Origin of the sequence: Antarcticibacterium sp. 1MA-6-2 (assembly GCF_021535135.1) — a bacterium.
Taxonomy (GTDB): domain Bacteria; phylum Bacteroidota; class Bacteroidia; order Flavobacteriales; family Flavobacteriaceae; genus Gillisia.
Genome location: NZ_CP091036.1, coordinates 1,946,109 through 1,961,081 on the forward strand (window position 1 = coordinate 1,946,109; position 14,973 = coordinate 1,961,081).

Annotated in this window: 16 protein-coding genes and 1 pseudogene; 6 read left to right on the top strand and 11 right to left on the bottom strand. The window is 33.0% G+C overall.

Annotation, left to right across the window (positions count from 1 at the left end):
* Window positions 1-7 precede the first annotated feature (7 nt).
* On the top strand, window positions 8-214 hold the full coding sequence (locus tag LZ575_RS23520) for a hypothetical protein (RefSeq protein WP_311196048.1): 207 nt from the start codon (window positions 8-10) through the stop codon (window positions 212-214).
* Window positions 215-270: 56 nt separating this feature from the next.
* On the opposite strand, the gene LZ575_RS09815 is transcribed toward LZ575_RS23520, so the two are convergent.
* Entirely contained in the window at window positions 271-558 is a 288-nt protein-coding gene (locus LZ575_RS09815; protein ID WP_075327789.1) for a hypothetical protein, read from the bottom strand.
* Window positions 559-965: 407 nt separating this feature from the next.
* On the opposite strand from LZ575_RS09815, the gene LZ575_RS09820 reads away from it, so the two are divergent.
* From LZ575_RS09820 to LZ575_RS09840, 5 genes are all read left to right on the top strand, one after another.
* The gene (locus LZ575_RS09820; protein WP_235330473.1) at window positions 966-1,208 is read left to right on the top strand and encodes a hypothetical protein; all 243 of its coding nucleotides are present in this window, start codon (window positions 966-968) and stop codon (window positions 1,206-1,208) included.
* Between the two features lie 152 nt (window positions 1,209-1,360).
* Window positions 1,361-1,723: a hypothetical protein gene (locus tag LZ575_RS09825; protein WP_235330474.1), complete on the top strand. Its 363-nt coding sequence runs from the start codon at window positions 1,361-1,363 to the stop codon at window positions 1,721-1,723.
* A 103-nt stretch (window positions 1,724-1,826) separates the two neighbouring features.
* Window positions 1,827-2,288 (top strand): SocA family protein, encoded by a 462-nt coding sequence (locus tag LZ575_RS09830; protein WP_235330475.1) that lies wholly within the window; start codon window positions 1,827-1,829, stop codon window positions 2,286-2,288.
* A 147-nt stretch (window positions 2,289-2,435) separates the two neighbouring features.
* Window positions 2,436-2,933, top strand: coding sequence for a hypothetical protein (locus tag LZ575_RS09835; protein WP_235330476.1), 498 nt, complete (start codon window positions 2,436-2,438; stop codon window positions 2,931-2,933).
* A complete protein-coding gene (locus LZ575_RS09840) occupies window positions 2,933-3,712 on the top strand; it encodes a DUF1828 domain-containing protein (RefSeq protein WP_235330477.1) in 780 nt (259 codons plus the stop codon). The genes LZ575_RS09835 and LZ575_RS09840 overlap by 1 nt, the downstream gene beginning before the upstream one ends.
* A 106-nt stretch (window positions 3,713-3,818) precedes the next feature.
* Here the strand turns inward: LZ575_RS09840 and LZ575_RS09845 are convergent, their stop codons facing one another.
* The 10 genes and pseudogenes from LZ575_RS09845 to LZ575_RS09890 form a co-directional block, all read right to left on the bottom strand.
* Complete coding sequence (locus LZ575_RS09845; RefSeq protein WP_235330478.1) at window positions 3,819-4,946, bottom strand: hypothetical protein; 1,128 nt, start codon at window positions 4,944-4,946, stop codon at window positions 3,819-3,821.
* 267 nt (window positions 4,947-5,213) lie between these two features.
* Window positions 5,214-5,871: pseudogene (locus tag LZ575_RS09850) on the bottom strand (ATPase).
* The gene (locus tag LZ575_RS09855; RefSeq protein ID WP_235330479.1) at window positions 5,855-6,562 is read right to left on the bottom strand and encodes a hypothetical protein; all 708 of its coding nucleotides are present in this window, start codon (window positions 6,560-6,562) and stop codon (window positions 5,855-5,857) included. The pseudogene LZ575_RS09850 and the gene LZ575_RS09855 overlap by 17 nt, the downstream one beginning before the upstream one ends.
* Window positions 6,563-6,564: 2 nt before the next feature.
* Window positions 6,565-6,843, bottom strand: a complete 279-nt coding sequence (locus LZ575_RS09860; protein WP_235330480.1) for a helix-turn-helix domain-containing protein — start codon at window positions 6,841-6,843, stop codon at window positions 6,565-6,567.
* Between the two features lie 263 nt (window positions 6,844-7,106).
* Window positions 7,107-7,934 (bottom strand): RteC domain-containing protein, encoded by an 828-nt coding sequence (locus tag LZ575_RS09865; protein WP_235330481.1) that lies wholly within the window; start codon window positions 7,932-7,934, stop codon window positions 7,107-7,109.
* 300 nt (window positions 7,935-8,234) lie between these two features.
* Window positions 8,235-10,397 (bottom strand): prolyl oligopeptidase family serine peptidase, encoded by a 2,163-nt coding sequence (locus LZ575_RS09870; protein WP_235330482.1) that lies wholly within the window; start codon window positions 10,395-10,397, stop codon window positions 8,235-8,237.
* 326 nt (window positions 10,398-10,723) lie between these two features.
* The gene (locus LZ575_RS09875) at window positions 10,724-10,957 is read right to left on the bottom strand and encodes an AraC family transcriptional regulator (RefSeq protein WP_235330483.1); all 234 of its coding nucleotides are present in this window, start codon (window positions 10,955-10,957) and stop codon (window positions 10,724-10,726) included.
* Between the two features lie 120 nt (window positions 10,958-11,077).
* Complete coding sequence (locus LZ575_RS09880) at window positions 11,078-12,340, bottom strand: hypothetical protein (RefSeq protein WP_235330484.1); 1,263 nt, start codon at window positions 12,338-12,340, stop codon at window positions 11,078-11,080.
* Window positions 12,341-12,397: 57 nt separating this feature from the next.
* A complete protein-coding gene (locus LZ575_RS09885; protein WP_235330485.1) occupies window positions 12,398-13,489 on the bottom strand; it encodes an HlyD family secretion protein in 1,092 nt (363 codons plus the stop codon).
* Window positions 13,490-13,688: 199 nt separating this feature from the next.
* Window positions 13,689-14,888 (bottom strand): peptidase domain-containing ABC transporter, encoded by a 1,200-nt coding sequence (locus LZ575_RS09890; protein ID WP_235330486.1) that lies wholly within the window; start codon window positions 14,886-14,888, stop codon window positions 13,689-13,691.
* Window positions 14,889-14,973: the final 85 nt, after the last annotated feature.

The window sequence follows — 14,973 nt, forward strand, 5'->3', positions numbered from 1 at the left end:
ATGAAAGTTGCTTAATCGTTTAGAAGAAATAGTTTCAGGAAAGACTTTTGAAACCTGGAAGACCTGCGGATTACTGGTTAGCCTTGTCAAGCCGATATACAGCGTACAATTGAAAATAAACACGCTAATTACCGCTCAGAGACTGAAAGAAAATATGATTACCAGCAGTGATCCTACCACGGCTATCATCATAAGGGCAAAGAGCGAAACTTAGCAATCCCCAGATCATCGCTCTTTTCCTAATGTTTCTATATACTTCGAAACTTTTCATTACACTACTATTCCAATCAGGTAGGTAAATATTCCTACAACCGCTCCTGCAATAAGCGTAAAGACCAGCACCCGGGTAATTCCTTTTTTGAGATCTGCATTTTCACCAAAGAAGTGACCAGCATTAAATAGGAATCCAACAAGAAAAATAACCCCGAGAATTATGGGGAAAATAGCTCGAATAGTATCGGCTATGTCTGCAACTGAATTTTCAATGCCGCCAATTTGTGCAAAGAGCGGATAAGAAACCAGTGTCAAAAGGACTGATGAGTAAATTGTTTTTTTCATAATGTTCGTTTTTTGATCTGCCAAAGCAGAATTGATTGATGATGACCAATTGATGATTAATTTTTGAGAAATTTATTATGAAAGGGAAAGTCTGAAACAAACTGCCCAAACTTTAACGCGAATTGATGTGAAACGCGATAAGATTTTTATAAAAAGGAAGGATTCTTTGAATTTTGTTTAAAGGGCAACGGACTTAAGAGCCTGGAAAAGAGGTAAGATATTTTTTAAGCCAAAGAATAATTGGAATCTAAAATTAGCTTGGAATTACAGCAAAACAGCATTTATCCGGAAGATTATTAAATTAAAGATGTTCATTATTTGCGATATAATTCGTTTTTAACTAAGACTTCAATTTATTAGGTTAATTAACTACTTTAGCGACCCTAATCAATCTTTACAGCAACAGAATGGCAGAGGAAAGCAAATTTCTTCCATTTTTTAAATATATTGATCAACATGGTTTAGAATTTACAAATTCTATAGTCAATGGCTTTTTATATGCTACTGCTGGAATTTTGTTTAGTCTAGATAAAAAGATTTTCTGGGAAAAAGTAGAATCTCAAGATATTTCTTTGGGATTATTAATTTTTGGATTTTTAATAAATATTTACTTCTACACCAACAATCCAAGAAAAGCAAGTCAAATTTAGAACTGAATGAAGCAAATACTAAAAATCAAGAGGAAATCCAGCTTTTAGAAAATCAAATTCAGAAAATTCACAGGAATTATTCTGAAATTTTTAATGAACATTTAGCATCGCTATTCTTTAAATTAAAACTAAATGATACAGAAAGGATTAGCATGTATAAATTTCAAAACGACAAATTCTATATAATTGGTAGATACAGCTCAAACCCTGTCCTAAAAGACATAAGACGAACCAATTATGACTCTGATCAAGGTTTAATAGCCAAAGCTTGGCAAAAAGGTGAATTTTTCCTGAACTCAGGAGTTCCCGATTACGGACATAAAGCACGAACAAAGAAAAATGTTCATGACTTTTTCAATAGAATTTCCAAAATAGATAAAGAAGTCTTAGAGGAAATGACAATGAAAAGTAAAAGTTTTTATCTAAAAGCTTTTATGGACTCCAAAGGATTTCAAAGAACGTCAATTATAGTTATAGAAAGTGAAAAAATAAAGCTTTTGAAAAAGAGGATTTAGATAAAGTGATCAATGATGAAGAAAACAAGTTAAACGCTTTCGTTGATAAAATTGAATGGAACTTTCCTAAATTAGATAATGCTCTAAATAGCGGTTTTTAAATATGGAAAAGGTGATTAATATATTAACATATTTATATAGGAACTATCCTAATTCCAATCAATTGTCCTATTCAAGAACAATGAAGATACTATATCTAATTGAATGGAGGTTTGCTATAACCAAATTTGAAAAACTTACAGATATAAATTGGACTCTTACCCGGTTTGGACCTTATTATGATAAACTTATTCAGATTTTTGAGGACTCTCAAAATTTTGATATTATCACAAAATTTGACGATCATAATAACCAGCTTTTGATAATTAAGTTTTTAAGAAAGTCAGAAAAATTACCACTTAAAGAAGACACGGAAGAAGTTATTGATTTTGTAATAAAACATGTGTCAGAATTGAAATGGTCTGAATTGAATAACATTGTTAATTCCACATATGGTGTAATTAATAGTAAATCAAATGAAATTATTGACGTCGTTCAATTAGCTAAGAAATATAAAAACGTTTAATAGCGTAGGTTCTATTAAAAAAGAAAATGGTTAAGCCGACAAGTCCACGTCCTTCGTACTTTGGCCTGGGGTAAAAGAAACCAATGGGAGTATTCCAGAAAGCAAATTCAAAATAAAATACCGATATTGTAGAATTCAATTATTAATATGGCTTTTGAAAGTATAACTGATGAAAGGATAAAAGAATTACTTGAATGTCCAAAAAGAGTAACTAATCCTCAAGCACGAAATAGAAATTTACAGGGCAGGGAACAACTAAATTATACGGTTGTTTCACTAGATGGGTCAGATCATAATTTCGAAATATATAAACGACAAAATTTAAGGCCGGGAATGGAAGATGATTTTTCGTGCGGAATTTCTTGGGTCGCATCTAATGGTGAAACACTTACTTTAAAAAGATATAATGGTTCGAGTCATTCACATCCTAATCATTTAGAAAAAACTCGATTAGATTTCTCTTGCCATATTCATATTGCCACAGAAAAGTATATTTTAGCAAATAGAAAACCGGAAGGATTTGCGGAAGAAACTGATAGATATAATACCCTAGAAGGTGCTCTTTATTGTTTAACCCAAGACTGTAATGTAACTGGTTTAGAAACAACGCCTGATATAACTAATCAAACAAAATTGTTCGATTAATGAACTTGAATAAGCAAATATTAAAAGAGAAATTGTGTTCGCTTATGTGCACAGATGTTAATATCATTCAAAAGAATGATCATTTGCTTATGATTGATACTCCATTTTATTTTTCAGATGGTGACCCTTATCAGATCTATATTAAAGAAATGCCTGCAGGTGTTATCAGGCTTACAGATATGGGGCATACTTTAATGCATTTGAGTTACGAAAATGACATAAATAAGTTCCGGGATGGAACTAGAGGAAAATTATTTGATCTAATAGTTTCAGAGTTTGAACTTTCAGAAAACAATGGTGAATTTTACATAGATGATGAGATCAACAACTTAAGTAAAAATATATTTCGATTAGGACAAGCATTAACTAAAATTAGTGATCTTACTTTTTTAAATCGCGCTAGGGCGGAATCAACATTTTATGAAGATTTAACAGAACAGCTATATCGAATTATTGATTCTGATAAAGTGGTGCAAGATTACAATTTTCCATTAATTGACAATCCTCAAGATTATCCAATCGATTATTATATCAAAGGAAAACATGCACCTCTATTTTTATTTGGAATTCCTAACAGAGATAAAGCTAGGTTAACCACCATCACATTAGAAAGATTGCTTAGAGTAAAGGCTGATTTTGATAGTTTATTAATTTTTTCAGATCAATCAAGTATTCCAAAACAAGATCTAGCTCGGTTATCAAATGCAGGAGGAGAAATGATTGCATCTCTCGATGCTGAAGAAGATATCTCTCGTAAGATTTTAAGGAAAGTTGGATAATTTTAATTGATCTGAGAGTGTTTAGCAGATGTATGAGTTACTATTAGATATAAAATAGCGATAAGCGATTCATGAGAGTTACAACTAATCCTAAAACAACTAGTCTTTAAACGCCCAAATCCACCCAAATTGCAGGATGCTCACTGGCCGAATGGTTTTTATGATTCATACTTGGATATACCGACCACATGGGCCGTTTATCCGGCCAGATGCCTTTACGGTTTAATCCGCTGCTATTAGTTTTTTCAAAAAGTTCCGGAGACATTAACAGGTAATCTTTTTGTCTGATATTAACTCCCATTCGATAGGCTCCTAGACTGTAATACCCTGCATCCTTTCCTTTATCAAAATCCACATTAAAAGATGGATGTTTAGTGACGTCACGTAAATTGGTTGAAAGTAGCAATGGAGAAAGCGAATAACAAAAGGATGGAGTGTTAAGTGTGCCGAGTAAAGCAATATACTTTTTACCTTCATAATATAATTTATTATAAACTTCAGCAATTTTTTCAGCCTGTAATTTTCTAAAAATATCTGAGAGCTTTTTATCTACTGTCTGTTCCTGCAGATGGGTAGCAAGAATCCAAATAGTATTTCCATTAGCGGTAAGTATTTCATATTCTAAAAGATCTTTATCAAAAGCAATTTTACCGTTTTGATTAAAATCGTAAATATGGCTTTGCACCGATTTAATTTTACATCCCTTGCGGGTAAGAATGCCAATTTCCTGGCCTCGCTTATCATTTCCCTGTACCACGAAAATGGTTTGAAACGGTTTGCATCCAAATCGAGGTAGAAACTCCTCGTTAAATTCTTCAAGTGATGCACGATCTTCAATCTCCTGGAGAATTAAAATATCAGGATTCACATCTGCGATTACCCTGGCTTTATTTTCTACTGCCATAGGATCAATTGGATAATTCTGAAGGGCTACCCATCCGTTCCAATCAGTCAATTCAGAAGCTTTTAATTCCTTTGAGTAATTCTTTCCCTTTAAAAAAAGAAAGCCGGATTTCCGCCTTAAAACAGCATATGGTAGTTGATTGCAATTATCTATTCCCACTAAAGGCGACAATTCTCTGATACGTTCATAATCTTCTAAAGTTTTTTTGTTTTTAACCAGTAGATCATCTATTTCAGTCTGCCAGTCATCATTACATTTACTGAAAGGCCTTTCCCTAAAACTTCTGTCCCGATGAAATAGATTCTGAATATTAAAAGTAGCTATTTTCATATTTCCAAATGCTTTGTTATTCAGAAATTTATAACAAAAACACTTGAGTTCTACTCCACGTTTTCATTTTGTGAATAAAATTAAATTGGGGTCTATTAGAGCTTTTTTGATCTCAAATGAGATCAAATTTTATGAAACTAAAGAATTTGTTTGTTAATAACTATAATGGCAAGTCAAAAATCAAAGGTTAAAACCGTCAGTTTCGTAATATTGCAGTTGCAAAATGAAGTATTTGAATACTTAGAAAAAGTAATATTAAGATCTTTTTTACTTTCTCTTATCAATAGTTTTTTCATCAAAAGTGACCAAATTAAAAAGCTGGCGCATTCTGCTTTTCACTCTAACTCCATAACGCTCTTCAAGTTCATCGGAATCTAAATTTGTTGTAGCGTGAGTTTTTATTTTATGATTTAGAAACAATTCATATCGGGAGAGAAGAATTTCTCCCATCACATTGCAATCTTTTCCATAAAACCTTCCCGCTTAGCTCAACACCAAGGTCATCAAAGCATAAATAACTGCTATTCCCGTAATCTTCAATTGTTTTATATCCCAAATGGTGAAAAGTAAAAGCAATATTTCTGCAAGGAATAACCTGATATTCTTTTTGGTGTGGAACCAGATAACGCAATAGCTTAAGAAAGCTAGTTTTTCCACAACCCACAGGCCCGGTTAGTAAAATTCCTTTTGCAGGATTAAGATCGAATTTCTGGCATTTTTCCTGATCTGCAATGATGTAATTGCAGAGTTTGAAAAGTAATTTTTCATCTTTTTTGTATAAGCGAAATTCTTTTCCAAAAAGCATCTTACCTTTTACTTGGAGATATTCAAGCATCAATGGAAAATCATAAAAAACTTCCTTTCCTCTAAATTTTCCAATCTTGTAAACCACTCCGCCTTCTATTATTTCACAAGGGTTTTCCATAGTTCTTTTCTTTTTTAATTTTTAAATAATCAGGATTTTTCATTTTTAAATTCTGCTGAATTTCTTCAGCTTTTTTCATCCAACGCTGAGCTAAAGCCTGCCAGTTTACCACCTGGGTATTTTTATTAATTTTCCAATCTACAGCTTCGTAGTGAAGATAGAATTTGGAAGCTTCATTACCTGACCAGCCATTTTCTTTAAAAAATTTTAAAACTTCAAATTCACTTTTTGGCCAATAAGTTTTATTATGTTTAATATGTTTAATATTGTTTATTTCATATACCGGAGCTATTTCGCTACTCTTACCGGACTCTTCTGCAACCTGTTCTAAAAAAGTCTCAAACTTATCCAGGTCATTTACACTGCAAATTGAATGCTCCTCTACTGCTTGTTCTTCACTAGTCCAAAAAATGGACATCTTAACCTGGCTGCCTTTTAAGGGATTTTTAGAAGGCATATACAAAATGTAATTCCAATCACTTAATTCTCGAATGCATTTATGGTAGGTTGAAAGCGATCCAACCTTTGAAGCTTCCATAATTTCCTGCCTTTGTATATAGAATTGCTTACAAAACCTAAATACATTCCAATACTGGAATAAAGCATAGTAAATACTCACGTGTGAGGGATTTAACCGATTATCTTCATTAAATCGATAAAAAACCGCGGTAAGGTGTTTTATGTAATTCATAATCAATCAGTATTATCTACCTTATACTTTTCCATAACTCGTTGTATATCATCCCAATCATAAAAGACTGTACCTCCTATTTTTGTGTAAGGCAGATTCCCATTTATTCGGATATTTTGTAAAGTTCCCCAACTAATATTAAGTAGTTTTCTCACTTCCCCTGATTTCACGTACCTTTTATGTTTTCCTTTTGATTGCTCATTAAAAAGTCTTTTAAGCTCATCGAATAACTCCAGCTTAAAAATCATTAGATCATCAGTAGTAATTATTTCTTTTGCCATTTTTAAAAAGTTTTAATTTAAAATCCCACCGATGGTTATACTTTTTACACGGCGGGATTTTGTTGATTTGACTTCTATAACAAATTTGAGCAGCTCTGGGAAAATAATTTCACTATCTCTACAGGACTACGAAAAAATTTAACACTGTCTGTAAACAGCAGTAAATGGGTGCAAAAAATCAAAAATTAAATGGTTTTAATTGGAAAAAGTAATTAAAGAAGAAGAGAAAATTAGTTTTCGGAGTTACGTTCACCTACCGAAAATTATAGCTCATTTTCACGGTCTACTTTTTGTTCAAATGCCAGGGTAATTTCGTCCAGGAACTTGGTAATTCTCCCTTTCCTACCCTTAATTTCTGTAAGCTTTTTATAGCAATTACCTAGCTTTTGTTTAAAAATCACTTCGAAAAGGGCAACGATATCAATAATATTGGCAGAACCATTATTTATAGCTCCTGAGAAATGCAATGCATAGATAATTTCAATAAGGTCAACTTTAGCGGCCGTCCAATTTAAATCGTGTGTAAAGGTTAATTCCATTTCGGGGCGCTGGAGTTTAATCAATTCCATTTGTCTCTGTAGAAACGGAAGCAGCCTTTTGTAGACTCTTAAATAAGCTAAAAGAATATCGTGAGAAGTATTGAATTCAGGATCCCAATATAGCGAAGTATCATAGTTTACTACTTCATTTTGAAATTTACGGGTAAAATAAAATTTATCCATACTAGTTTGTTCCAGATCAATATATAGCTGAAATTTCCTGTTACGCTGAAAAAACTTATTGATCTTTTTAATCTTCCTAGATAAATATTTCTTTCTGTATTTAACCGATGAAGTTGATTCAAGTTCAAGCGCATGAAGGTTTGTATAGTAAATAAGCTGACTAAGTGGAATTTGCTTGGCCTCCTTAAAAAAATGTACCTCTTCGTGTAGAGATCTAAATTTGAGAACTCTTATGTTCTTTCTGTAAATTTCAAGAACTTCGCGGCAGTATTTGATAATTCTATTGAATGCAATGAGTCTAGAGGGTGAAGATTCCTCTATTCTTGAAATTTCTTTCAAAAGTTCTTCCGATGTTATTAGAAAATTCACCTCTTGAGTTATAAACCATTCATTAAATTTCAGGTAAAAGAGGTTAGAATAAAAATTGGAAGGATTTCGGTTTATAAATCAAATTGCTACATTTATAAATAAATATTATTAAAAACGCTTACTGGAATATTTTCTGATAGTAATCCTAAAATTCGTTTAGAATGTTTTTCATTAAAAACTAAGCTCATTTATAAATGAAGGATAGCTTTTAAATTATCAGAATAGCGACGAAAAAAATTATAAGGTAGAAAAGAGTGAAGCCAGGTTTTATCCTGAATATAATTAGATTAGAGATATTACTTATTGATCACGTCTCATGTTACTCATCGCAAAACTAAAAATTTTGCTATAAAGCATCACGGTCTCATCGCTACCCTGGTCTTCGTGACCGTAGTGGTAATCAATATCCATTAAAATTGGTATTTCTCCTTGTGATATACTCTGTAATTTAGCTATATACTTCCCACTATCCCACAAAGGAATTCGGTCATCCTGAGATGCTGGCATTATTAAAGTCGGTGGATATTTATTCTCCGAATTTAGATTAAAGTAGGGATCCATTTTTACCAAACCTGAAAATTCCAGGCTATCTTTTACTGTTCCATACTCCAGATAACTTGTACTACTAGTAGTGGCAGATGATTCTAAACCTAGAGGATTTAATCTAGGTACTTCCGCTATGTATGAAGAAAAAAGATCCGGACGTTCATTAACGGCCATACCTGCAGTAATTCCACCTGCACTGTATGTATATAAAGAAATTAATCCTTTTTTGGTAAAACCTTTTTCAATTAATGCTTCGGCACAGGAAATAAGGTCTCTCCAGGAGTTATGCTTCAGGGTTTTCTGCCCCTGTAAATGCCATTCTTTACCCTTTTCTCCACCTCCTCTTACGTGAGGAAATGCGAGAATACCCCCGCGAGCCGCCCAGTCCAAAAAAATAGGATAGAAAAAGGAACTTAAACTTTCTCCATAAGCTCCATATACGTAGATAAACACCTCGTTCTCAGAGTTAAGTAAATTGGGATCATAAATTAGGGATAATGGCACTTCCACTCCATCGTGACTTTTGACCATAATCTGCTCTGCAATAAGATTTTCAAATTCAGGATAGCGAGTTTCTGTTTTCAATCCCTCCTTCTGTAAATCTTTATTTTCTGTAATAATGAACCTGGTATAGTTTGAAATCCAACCATCTAATTCTACTCCAATTAGATTAGTATTTACAGACCCACCAAAAAATGTGACATATCCCGGAACAAAAGGAGTTTTCAATTTGGTTATATTCTTTTCCTTATCCATTTCCCAGAGACTAACTTCAACACCTAACTTAGATTTTGAGTAATATATATGATCTTTAGTAACATTAAATTGGGTAATTGGATTTTCTTTAGATCCTTCTGCAAGTACCTCTGGATTATTAAAATTTGGGGAATGGAATTGGATACGACTTATTTGATTTCCGGTGTTATTTCCCTGCCGAAAAATAAATTCCTCGTCCCTAACTTCTCCCTCAGTGGTGTATACTTTCTGCTCTACATTAAAAAAAGGAATCCAATTTGCATTTCCTGATACTATATCTGAAACTTTAGCAATATATGCGTCATAGTAATCATTGGAATTAGCAGAATATCCAATGATATATTTATCCTGACTGGAACCAATTTTTACTTTTGGATAAAAATCTGCAGGGATAATAACTGTGTTACTATTGCCAAAAATCTTCTTCTTTTTAGCAGGTATATTCCCTAATTTATGAAGAATAGAATATGAATTCTTTTTATAGTCCGGTTTATTTGGATCTACTACTGGAAAATAGAGATAAATAAAACCCGAGCTATCAGGTAGCCATTCAATCCCCCCAAATGATGGATTAATATTGGTGATCACTTCACTATAAAACTTCTTGTTTTTTACATCAAATATTCTAACTCGAGATGAAAAATTTTCATCGGATTGATATCCAATGGCAATTTTATCTCCATCGAATGAGGGTTCTAGATAGGTCACCTCTGTTATATCATCATAATTTCCAGGATCAAAAAGTTCCACCTCATCTGCTGAGAGATTTTTTTTAAAATATAATTTATCTGTACCAGATATATAATCATATTTCATGTAAAAATAGTTTCCTTCCTCATTCACTTTAATCATACTGATTGTTCCGTTCTCACGATTCTGATATTCTTCAAATTTTTCCTGGTAATCTTGCAAAAGATCGTTTTTAGAAAAGTATTCTTCCGCTAAAGAATCCTGGGCTTTTAACCATTGTTTTATTATTGGGTCTTCAAGATTATTCAAATTGGCATAGTCATCTGAAAGAGAGAAACCGAATTCATTTATGGTCCTCACTTGCTTGGAAAGAGATGGGTAATAAGAATGAGTAAAGTTTTGTTGACTAAAAGAAATGTTTATTGATACTAAACTCAAACATAGAATTAGGAGGTGATCTTTGATTTTCATTACTCTAAATTTTGAAAAGCCCGGAACAGTCCGGGCTTTAATTAATACAGATATTTTCTACTTACCCGGCTTAGGTCGTCTCACCTTGTCGCGATCAATTACAGGGTTTCCCCCTCCTTTAATTTTTTCTAAATTCTTTAGAGCTCTTTCCTGGTAATCTTTTAATGTTTTTTTCATGATTGAAAATTTTTAATGGTTAATAAATATATGTTGATACTAAATAACTCCATCAGACAACAATTAGCAACATAGTCATACCTTCCATTTATAAATGACGGTCCACTTTTCTTAAGTTCAACTCCTTTATGAATTTTGAAGGATATATACTAGGTGTTCTTGTAAAAAGCTTTAGAAAAAGATTCACTTGTTTTAAATCCAAACACTTCAGCTAATCCCTGATTACTAAATCTCAAAAGGCTATGATCCTTATTTAACATCCGGACGGCATTTGCTATCCGAAGATCTTTAAGATAATTAGGAAATGTTTTGCTTTTATATGAATTGATAATTACAGAAAGATAAGAAGTATTTGTTTCCAATTCCTGCGCTAGCGTCGACATATCTAATTCCTTATCTAAAAATCTTTCCGAATTTTCGAATTTTTCCAGCTTATTTAAAATATCATTTCTAATATCTTCCGGTACAGAACTTGGATGGTTACAAACTTAGTTGCTCATTTATTATTTTTTTCTTACCATCCCTTCTTCGAGTAAAACTTTCAATTTTCTTTGTATACGGATTGATCTAACAAAGAAGAATATTCCAGTAAAACCACTTAAACCTGCCAATAATCCAACTCCGGTTATTATAGTTTTCTTATTTTCAAGCTGTGCTTCTACTTCTCTTTTTTGATGTTTTAAGTAAGGTATATCATAAGAAGTCATAGCTGCATTAATAACATTTTCCTGCTTAGTGGAATATAAACTATCATAGGTAATTAGCTTCCCAATATATTCTATCTGAGCATGTTTATCATCTTGGTCTATGGAGTTAAGAATTAGTTCATGATAAACATCTTTTACCTCTGAAAAAGGATCTCCCGTTTCGGTAACTATGGAATCAATTTCTTTAAAATATTTGATAGAAATATTCTTATTATTCAGTCTATCCTCAATTTTCCCAAGATAATATAGTTTAATGGCTCTGCTGGTTCCGTCCAGAGAGTCGCTATATTTGAGGAGTGTATCCCTTGCTTTATTATAAGCACCATCATAATAATTGATTTGTGCATCTAAAAGAATGAAATCCTGAAAATTAGATTCGTCCCTTAATGTTGAGGTTAATTTAATACCCTGATTAGCATAGAACCTCGCTGAATCTATTGATTGTAATCGAAGATGTGTTAAAGACAGATTAAATATCAATAATGTGTAATCATCGTAATGTGTAGTCTCAAAATTATCTTCATTTTTCAATAATTTTAAATATTTATTGTAAAGTTCTATCGCGGCGTAATGCTGCCCATAAAGATTCCTAATGGCCGCTATTGCAAGACCAAATTCTCTTTGCTGATCAACATTATTTTTCGTCAAAGCGAGATTATATGCCTTTAGGTAATTGGTAAGTGCAACCTGGAAATTTCCCGATTCGTAATGGAGATGTCCTTTAAGAGCATACCCAATCGCAGGATAATTGGGATGAGTACTTTGTTTAGTGATCTTAATGATAGAATCTGCATATACCAACGCAGGACTAGTTTTTTCTAAAGTTGTTTTATAATAAAAAGCTCTGGCTTTTTCAATATTATTCTTCTCTAATGAGGCTTTTCTCAAGTGAATCTTGATCAATAATCCCAGAGCAGCAGTGTCTTCGTCTATCAATGACTCATATTCCAGATCATGAATTTCTTCATAGGATAACTTTGTCGTTACTTTTTCATTACTCATTTCAAGATTATCCTGAGAATATCCGGAAATAGAAACCATTCCACTTAATGCTAACATTAAGCAAACAAAGATTAATTTATATATTGCCGGGATAGGTGCCATACTTAAATCATATTAGGTTGTCCAAAGCTGTTGAAACTGATAAAAAATACGCTTAAGCAAGGTGACTTCCTCAAGCACTATTTCTGCGGTTCCTATTAATTCTTGATGAATGTTCAGCTCTTTACCATACGAAGTCACTAAACTATCCACATCTATATAAACTACATATGAAGGCACGGTCTCCCTACTGGGAACCTCTGAAATCGAATTAACCCTTGCTTTTATCATTCCCCATTCTCTGTAAGGATAATTGTCCAGTTTTAGATATACTTTTTGGCCTCTACTTATCTGCCCTGCATTTTGAACAGGAACAATACACTTAGCTAACAAATCCTTTCTCATATAAGGAACAATGGTAAACACTACTTCGCCTTCTTCAACATTTTGATGTTCTCCCCAAACCTGATTATAAGAAAGCCTACCTGCAACGGGACTTTTTATAATATTTTTATACTCCCAAGCGGAAATCTCATTAAGAAGATTTTGCTGTGCAAAAACCAATTCAGCCTCCTGAAGACTTAATTTTCGTTCTTCAGAAGTCCTTAAAATTTCAAGATTGTTTTTCGCCCTGTCCTTATCAGCCTGGAGTTGAATCATCTGTTGTTTGAGTAAAGAGTATTGGCGATTCCTTTCGGTAAATTCCAACTCAACATTTTCCAAATCAAATTTTGAAATCACACCTTTTTCAAATAATTGTCTATGGCGTTTTATATTTTCAGTTGAAATTGAAAGACTCTTTTCCATCAATTGAAACTCCTCTTGTTTAGAATTTAAAATTGATACCTGGTTATCAATATTTTGAAGCAAACCTTGCTTCTTAATTTGGTTATAGCCAAGTGTGTTTTCTAAGATAAGGTTGTGATATTCTTCTAAAAACCTGTTGTATGCCGCCTGTAAGGAAATTCCTAGATTTAAGTTTAGCGGAAATTCGGTTAATAATGTATCCGGTGATAAAACCACTGGATAATCTTTCAATAATCTATCTTTGAGGAATGTTATATCTTTTTGGCTTGCAGGATTATCTAGAACTGCAACAATATCTCCTGCTAATATAGAGTCTCCAGGTTTATAATAAATAGTAGAAAGATTTCCGTCTCTTTTCACTTTAATTTCGACAGGAGGATTTTTTGAAGTAAGAGTTACCGATCCTTTTACCACCTGATTAAAAGAAATAATACCTGCCAGAAGCAATACTAGAAAGAAGAAAACAAACATATAGGCTGTACCACGGCGCAGTATATAACCGGGTTCTATATTCAAGGGATTGCTCCCGTTTCTATTATATTCTCTATTTTCCACAATCTCAAATCTTTAATTGGTTTTTGATCAGATTGTGGTAAACTCCTTTATTTTGAATTAACTCACAGTGATTACCTCTTTCCACAATTTCACCCTTATTCATAACCAGTATTTGATCAGCAGTCATGACTGTAGATAGCCTATGGGCAATTATTACTACAGTTCTGTTTTTATAAAAAGAATTAAGATTGTCGGCAATATTTTTTTCATTTTCTGAATCCAGGGAGCTGGTGGCTTCATCAAGAAATAAATAATCTGGATTTTTATAAATCGCCCTTGCAAGTAAAATTCTTTGTCTCTCTCCTCCACTAAGAAGTTGCCCATTTTCACCAATCTTTGTTTGGTAACCCAGAGGTAGTTTCTCAATAAATTCATTTAGATTAACCATTTCCACAGCTTTTCGTAACGAGCTTCGACTCACTGGAATATCCGGTTGTGATTCTGTGATATTCCTCTCAATAGTATCGTTAAAAAGACAGCCGTCCTGCATTACAACTCCACACCTACTTCTCCAAAGGGATGTATTAATATCTCTAAGATCATCATCCCCAACTTTTAAATTACCCTTCCAGGGTTTATAAAATTTCAAAAGCATTTTTAATAGAGTTGTCTTTCCAGAACCGCTTGACCCAACTATGGCAGTGATCTTTCCTTTGGGAATAGTAATATTCAAATCACTTAACAAAGGGGGCAAGGAAGGGTTTCCATATCCAAAACTTAGGTTCCTTAGATGAAGATCTCCTACGGGGATGATATTGTCATACCTTCTTTTGTTATCTTCAGGTGTTTGATTGTGGACCTCAGACAATCTATTAAAAGAAAGCTTGGCGCTCTGGTAATCTGTAAGAAAATTGATGATATTCGATATGGGTAAGGATAAAGAGCCAATTATAAATTGGATGGCCAGCATAGCCCCCAATGTAATTTGCCCTGTAATTACAGCCTTTGCAGACCAGAAAATTATCAAAATATTGGTTAATTCATTAAGGAATAAACCACCTTTAATTTGAGCCTGGCCTACGCTTAAAATCTTTGATTTGATCCTGAAAAGACCATTTTGGTTAAGTTCCCACTCCCCTTTTCTCCTATTTTCTGAATTGTTTAATTTAATTTCTGAAACTGACAGAATGATCTGCAGGAATAAGGATTGATCTTTTCTGTTAAGGTCGAAAAGCTGGTTATCCAAAAGTTCCTTCCTCTTCATAAATAATAGTGACCAACCGAAAAATAAAGAAGTGCCAGTAAAGAAGATAAGTGCAATATGGAGATGAAAGTAAGACAGCACTATT

What these genes read in the sequence shown, in the direction of transcription:
- LZ575_RS09840 (WP_235330477.1), top strand. Translation starts at nt 2,933, where the DNA reads ATGAACTTGAATAAGCAAATATTAAAAGAGAAATTGTGTTCGCTTATG.
- LZ575_RS09830 (WP_235330475.1), top strand. Translation starts at nt 1,827, where the DNA reads ATGGAAAAGGTGATTAATATATTAACATATTTATATAGGAACTATCCT.
- LZ575_RS09820 (WP_235330473.1), top strand. Translation starts at nt 966, where the DNA reads ATGGCAGAGGAAAGCAAATTTCTTCCATTTTTTAAATATATTGATCAA.
- LZ575_RS09835 (WP_235330476.1), top strand. Translation starts at nt 2,436, where the DNA reads ATGGCTTTTGAAAGTATAACTGATGAAAGGATAAAAGAATTACTTGAA.
- LZ575_RS09890 (WP_235330486.1), bottom strand. Translation starts at nt 14,888, where the DNA reads ATGAAGAGGAAGGAACTTTTGGATAACCAGCTTTTCGACCTTAACAGA.
- LZ575_RS09875 (WP_235330483.1), bottom strand. Translation starts at nt 10,957, where the DNA reads ATGTCGACGCTAGCGCAGGAATTGGAAACAAATACTTCTTATCTTTCT.
- LZ575_RS09815 (WP_075327789.1), bottom strand. Translation starts at nt 558, where the DNA reads ATGAAAAAAACAATTTACTCATCAGTCCTTTTGACACTGGTTTCTTAT.
- LZ575_RS09825 (WP_235330474.1), top strand. Translation starts at nt 1,361, where the DNA reads ATGTATAAATTTCAAAACGACAAATTCTATATAATTGGTAGATACAGC.
- LZ575_RS09855 (WP_235330479.1), bottom strand. Translation starts at nt 6,562, where the DNA reads ATGAATTACATAAAACACCTTACCGCGGTTTTTTATCGATTTAATGAA.
- LZ575_RS09845 (WP_235330478.1), bottom strand. Translation starts at nt 4,946, where the DNA reads ATGAAAATAGCTACTTTTAATATTCAGAATCTATTTCATCGGGACAGA.
- LZ575_RS09880 (WP_235330484.1), bottom strand. Translation starts at nt 12,340, where the DNA reads ATGTTAGCATTAAGTGGAATGGTTTCTATTTCCGGATATTCTCAGGAT.
- LZ575_RS09860 (WP_235330480.1), bottom strand. Translation starts at nt 6,843, where the DNA reads ATGGCAAAAGAAATAATTACTACTGATGATCTAATGATTTTTAAGCTG.
- LZ575_RS09870 (WP_235330482.1), bottom strand. Translation starts at nt 10,397, where the DNA reads ATGAAAATCAAAGATCACCTCCTAATTCTATGTTTGAGTTTAGTATCA.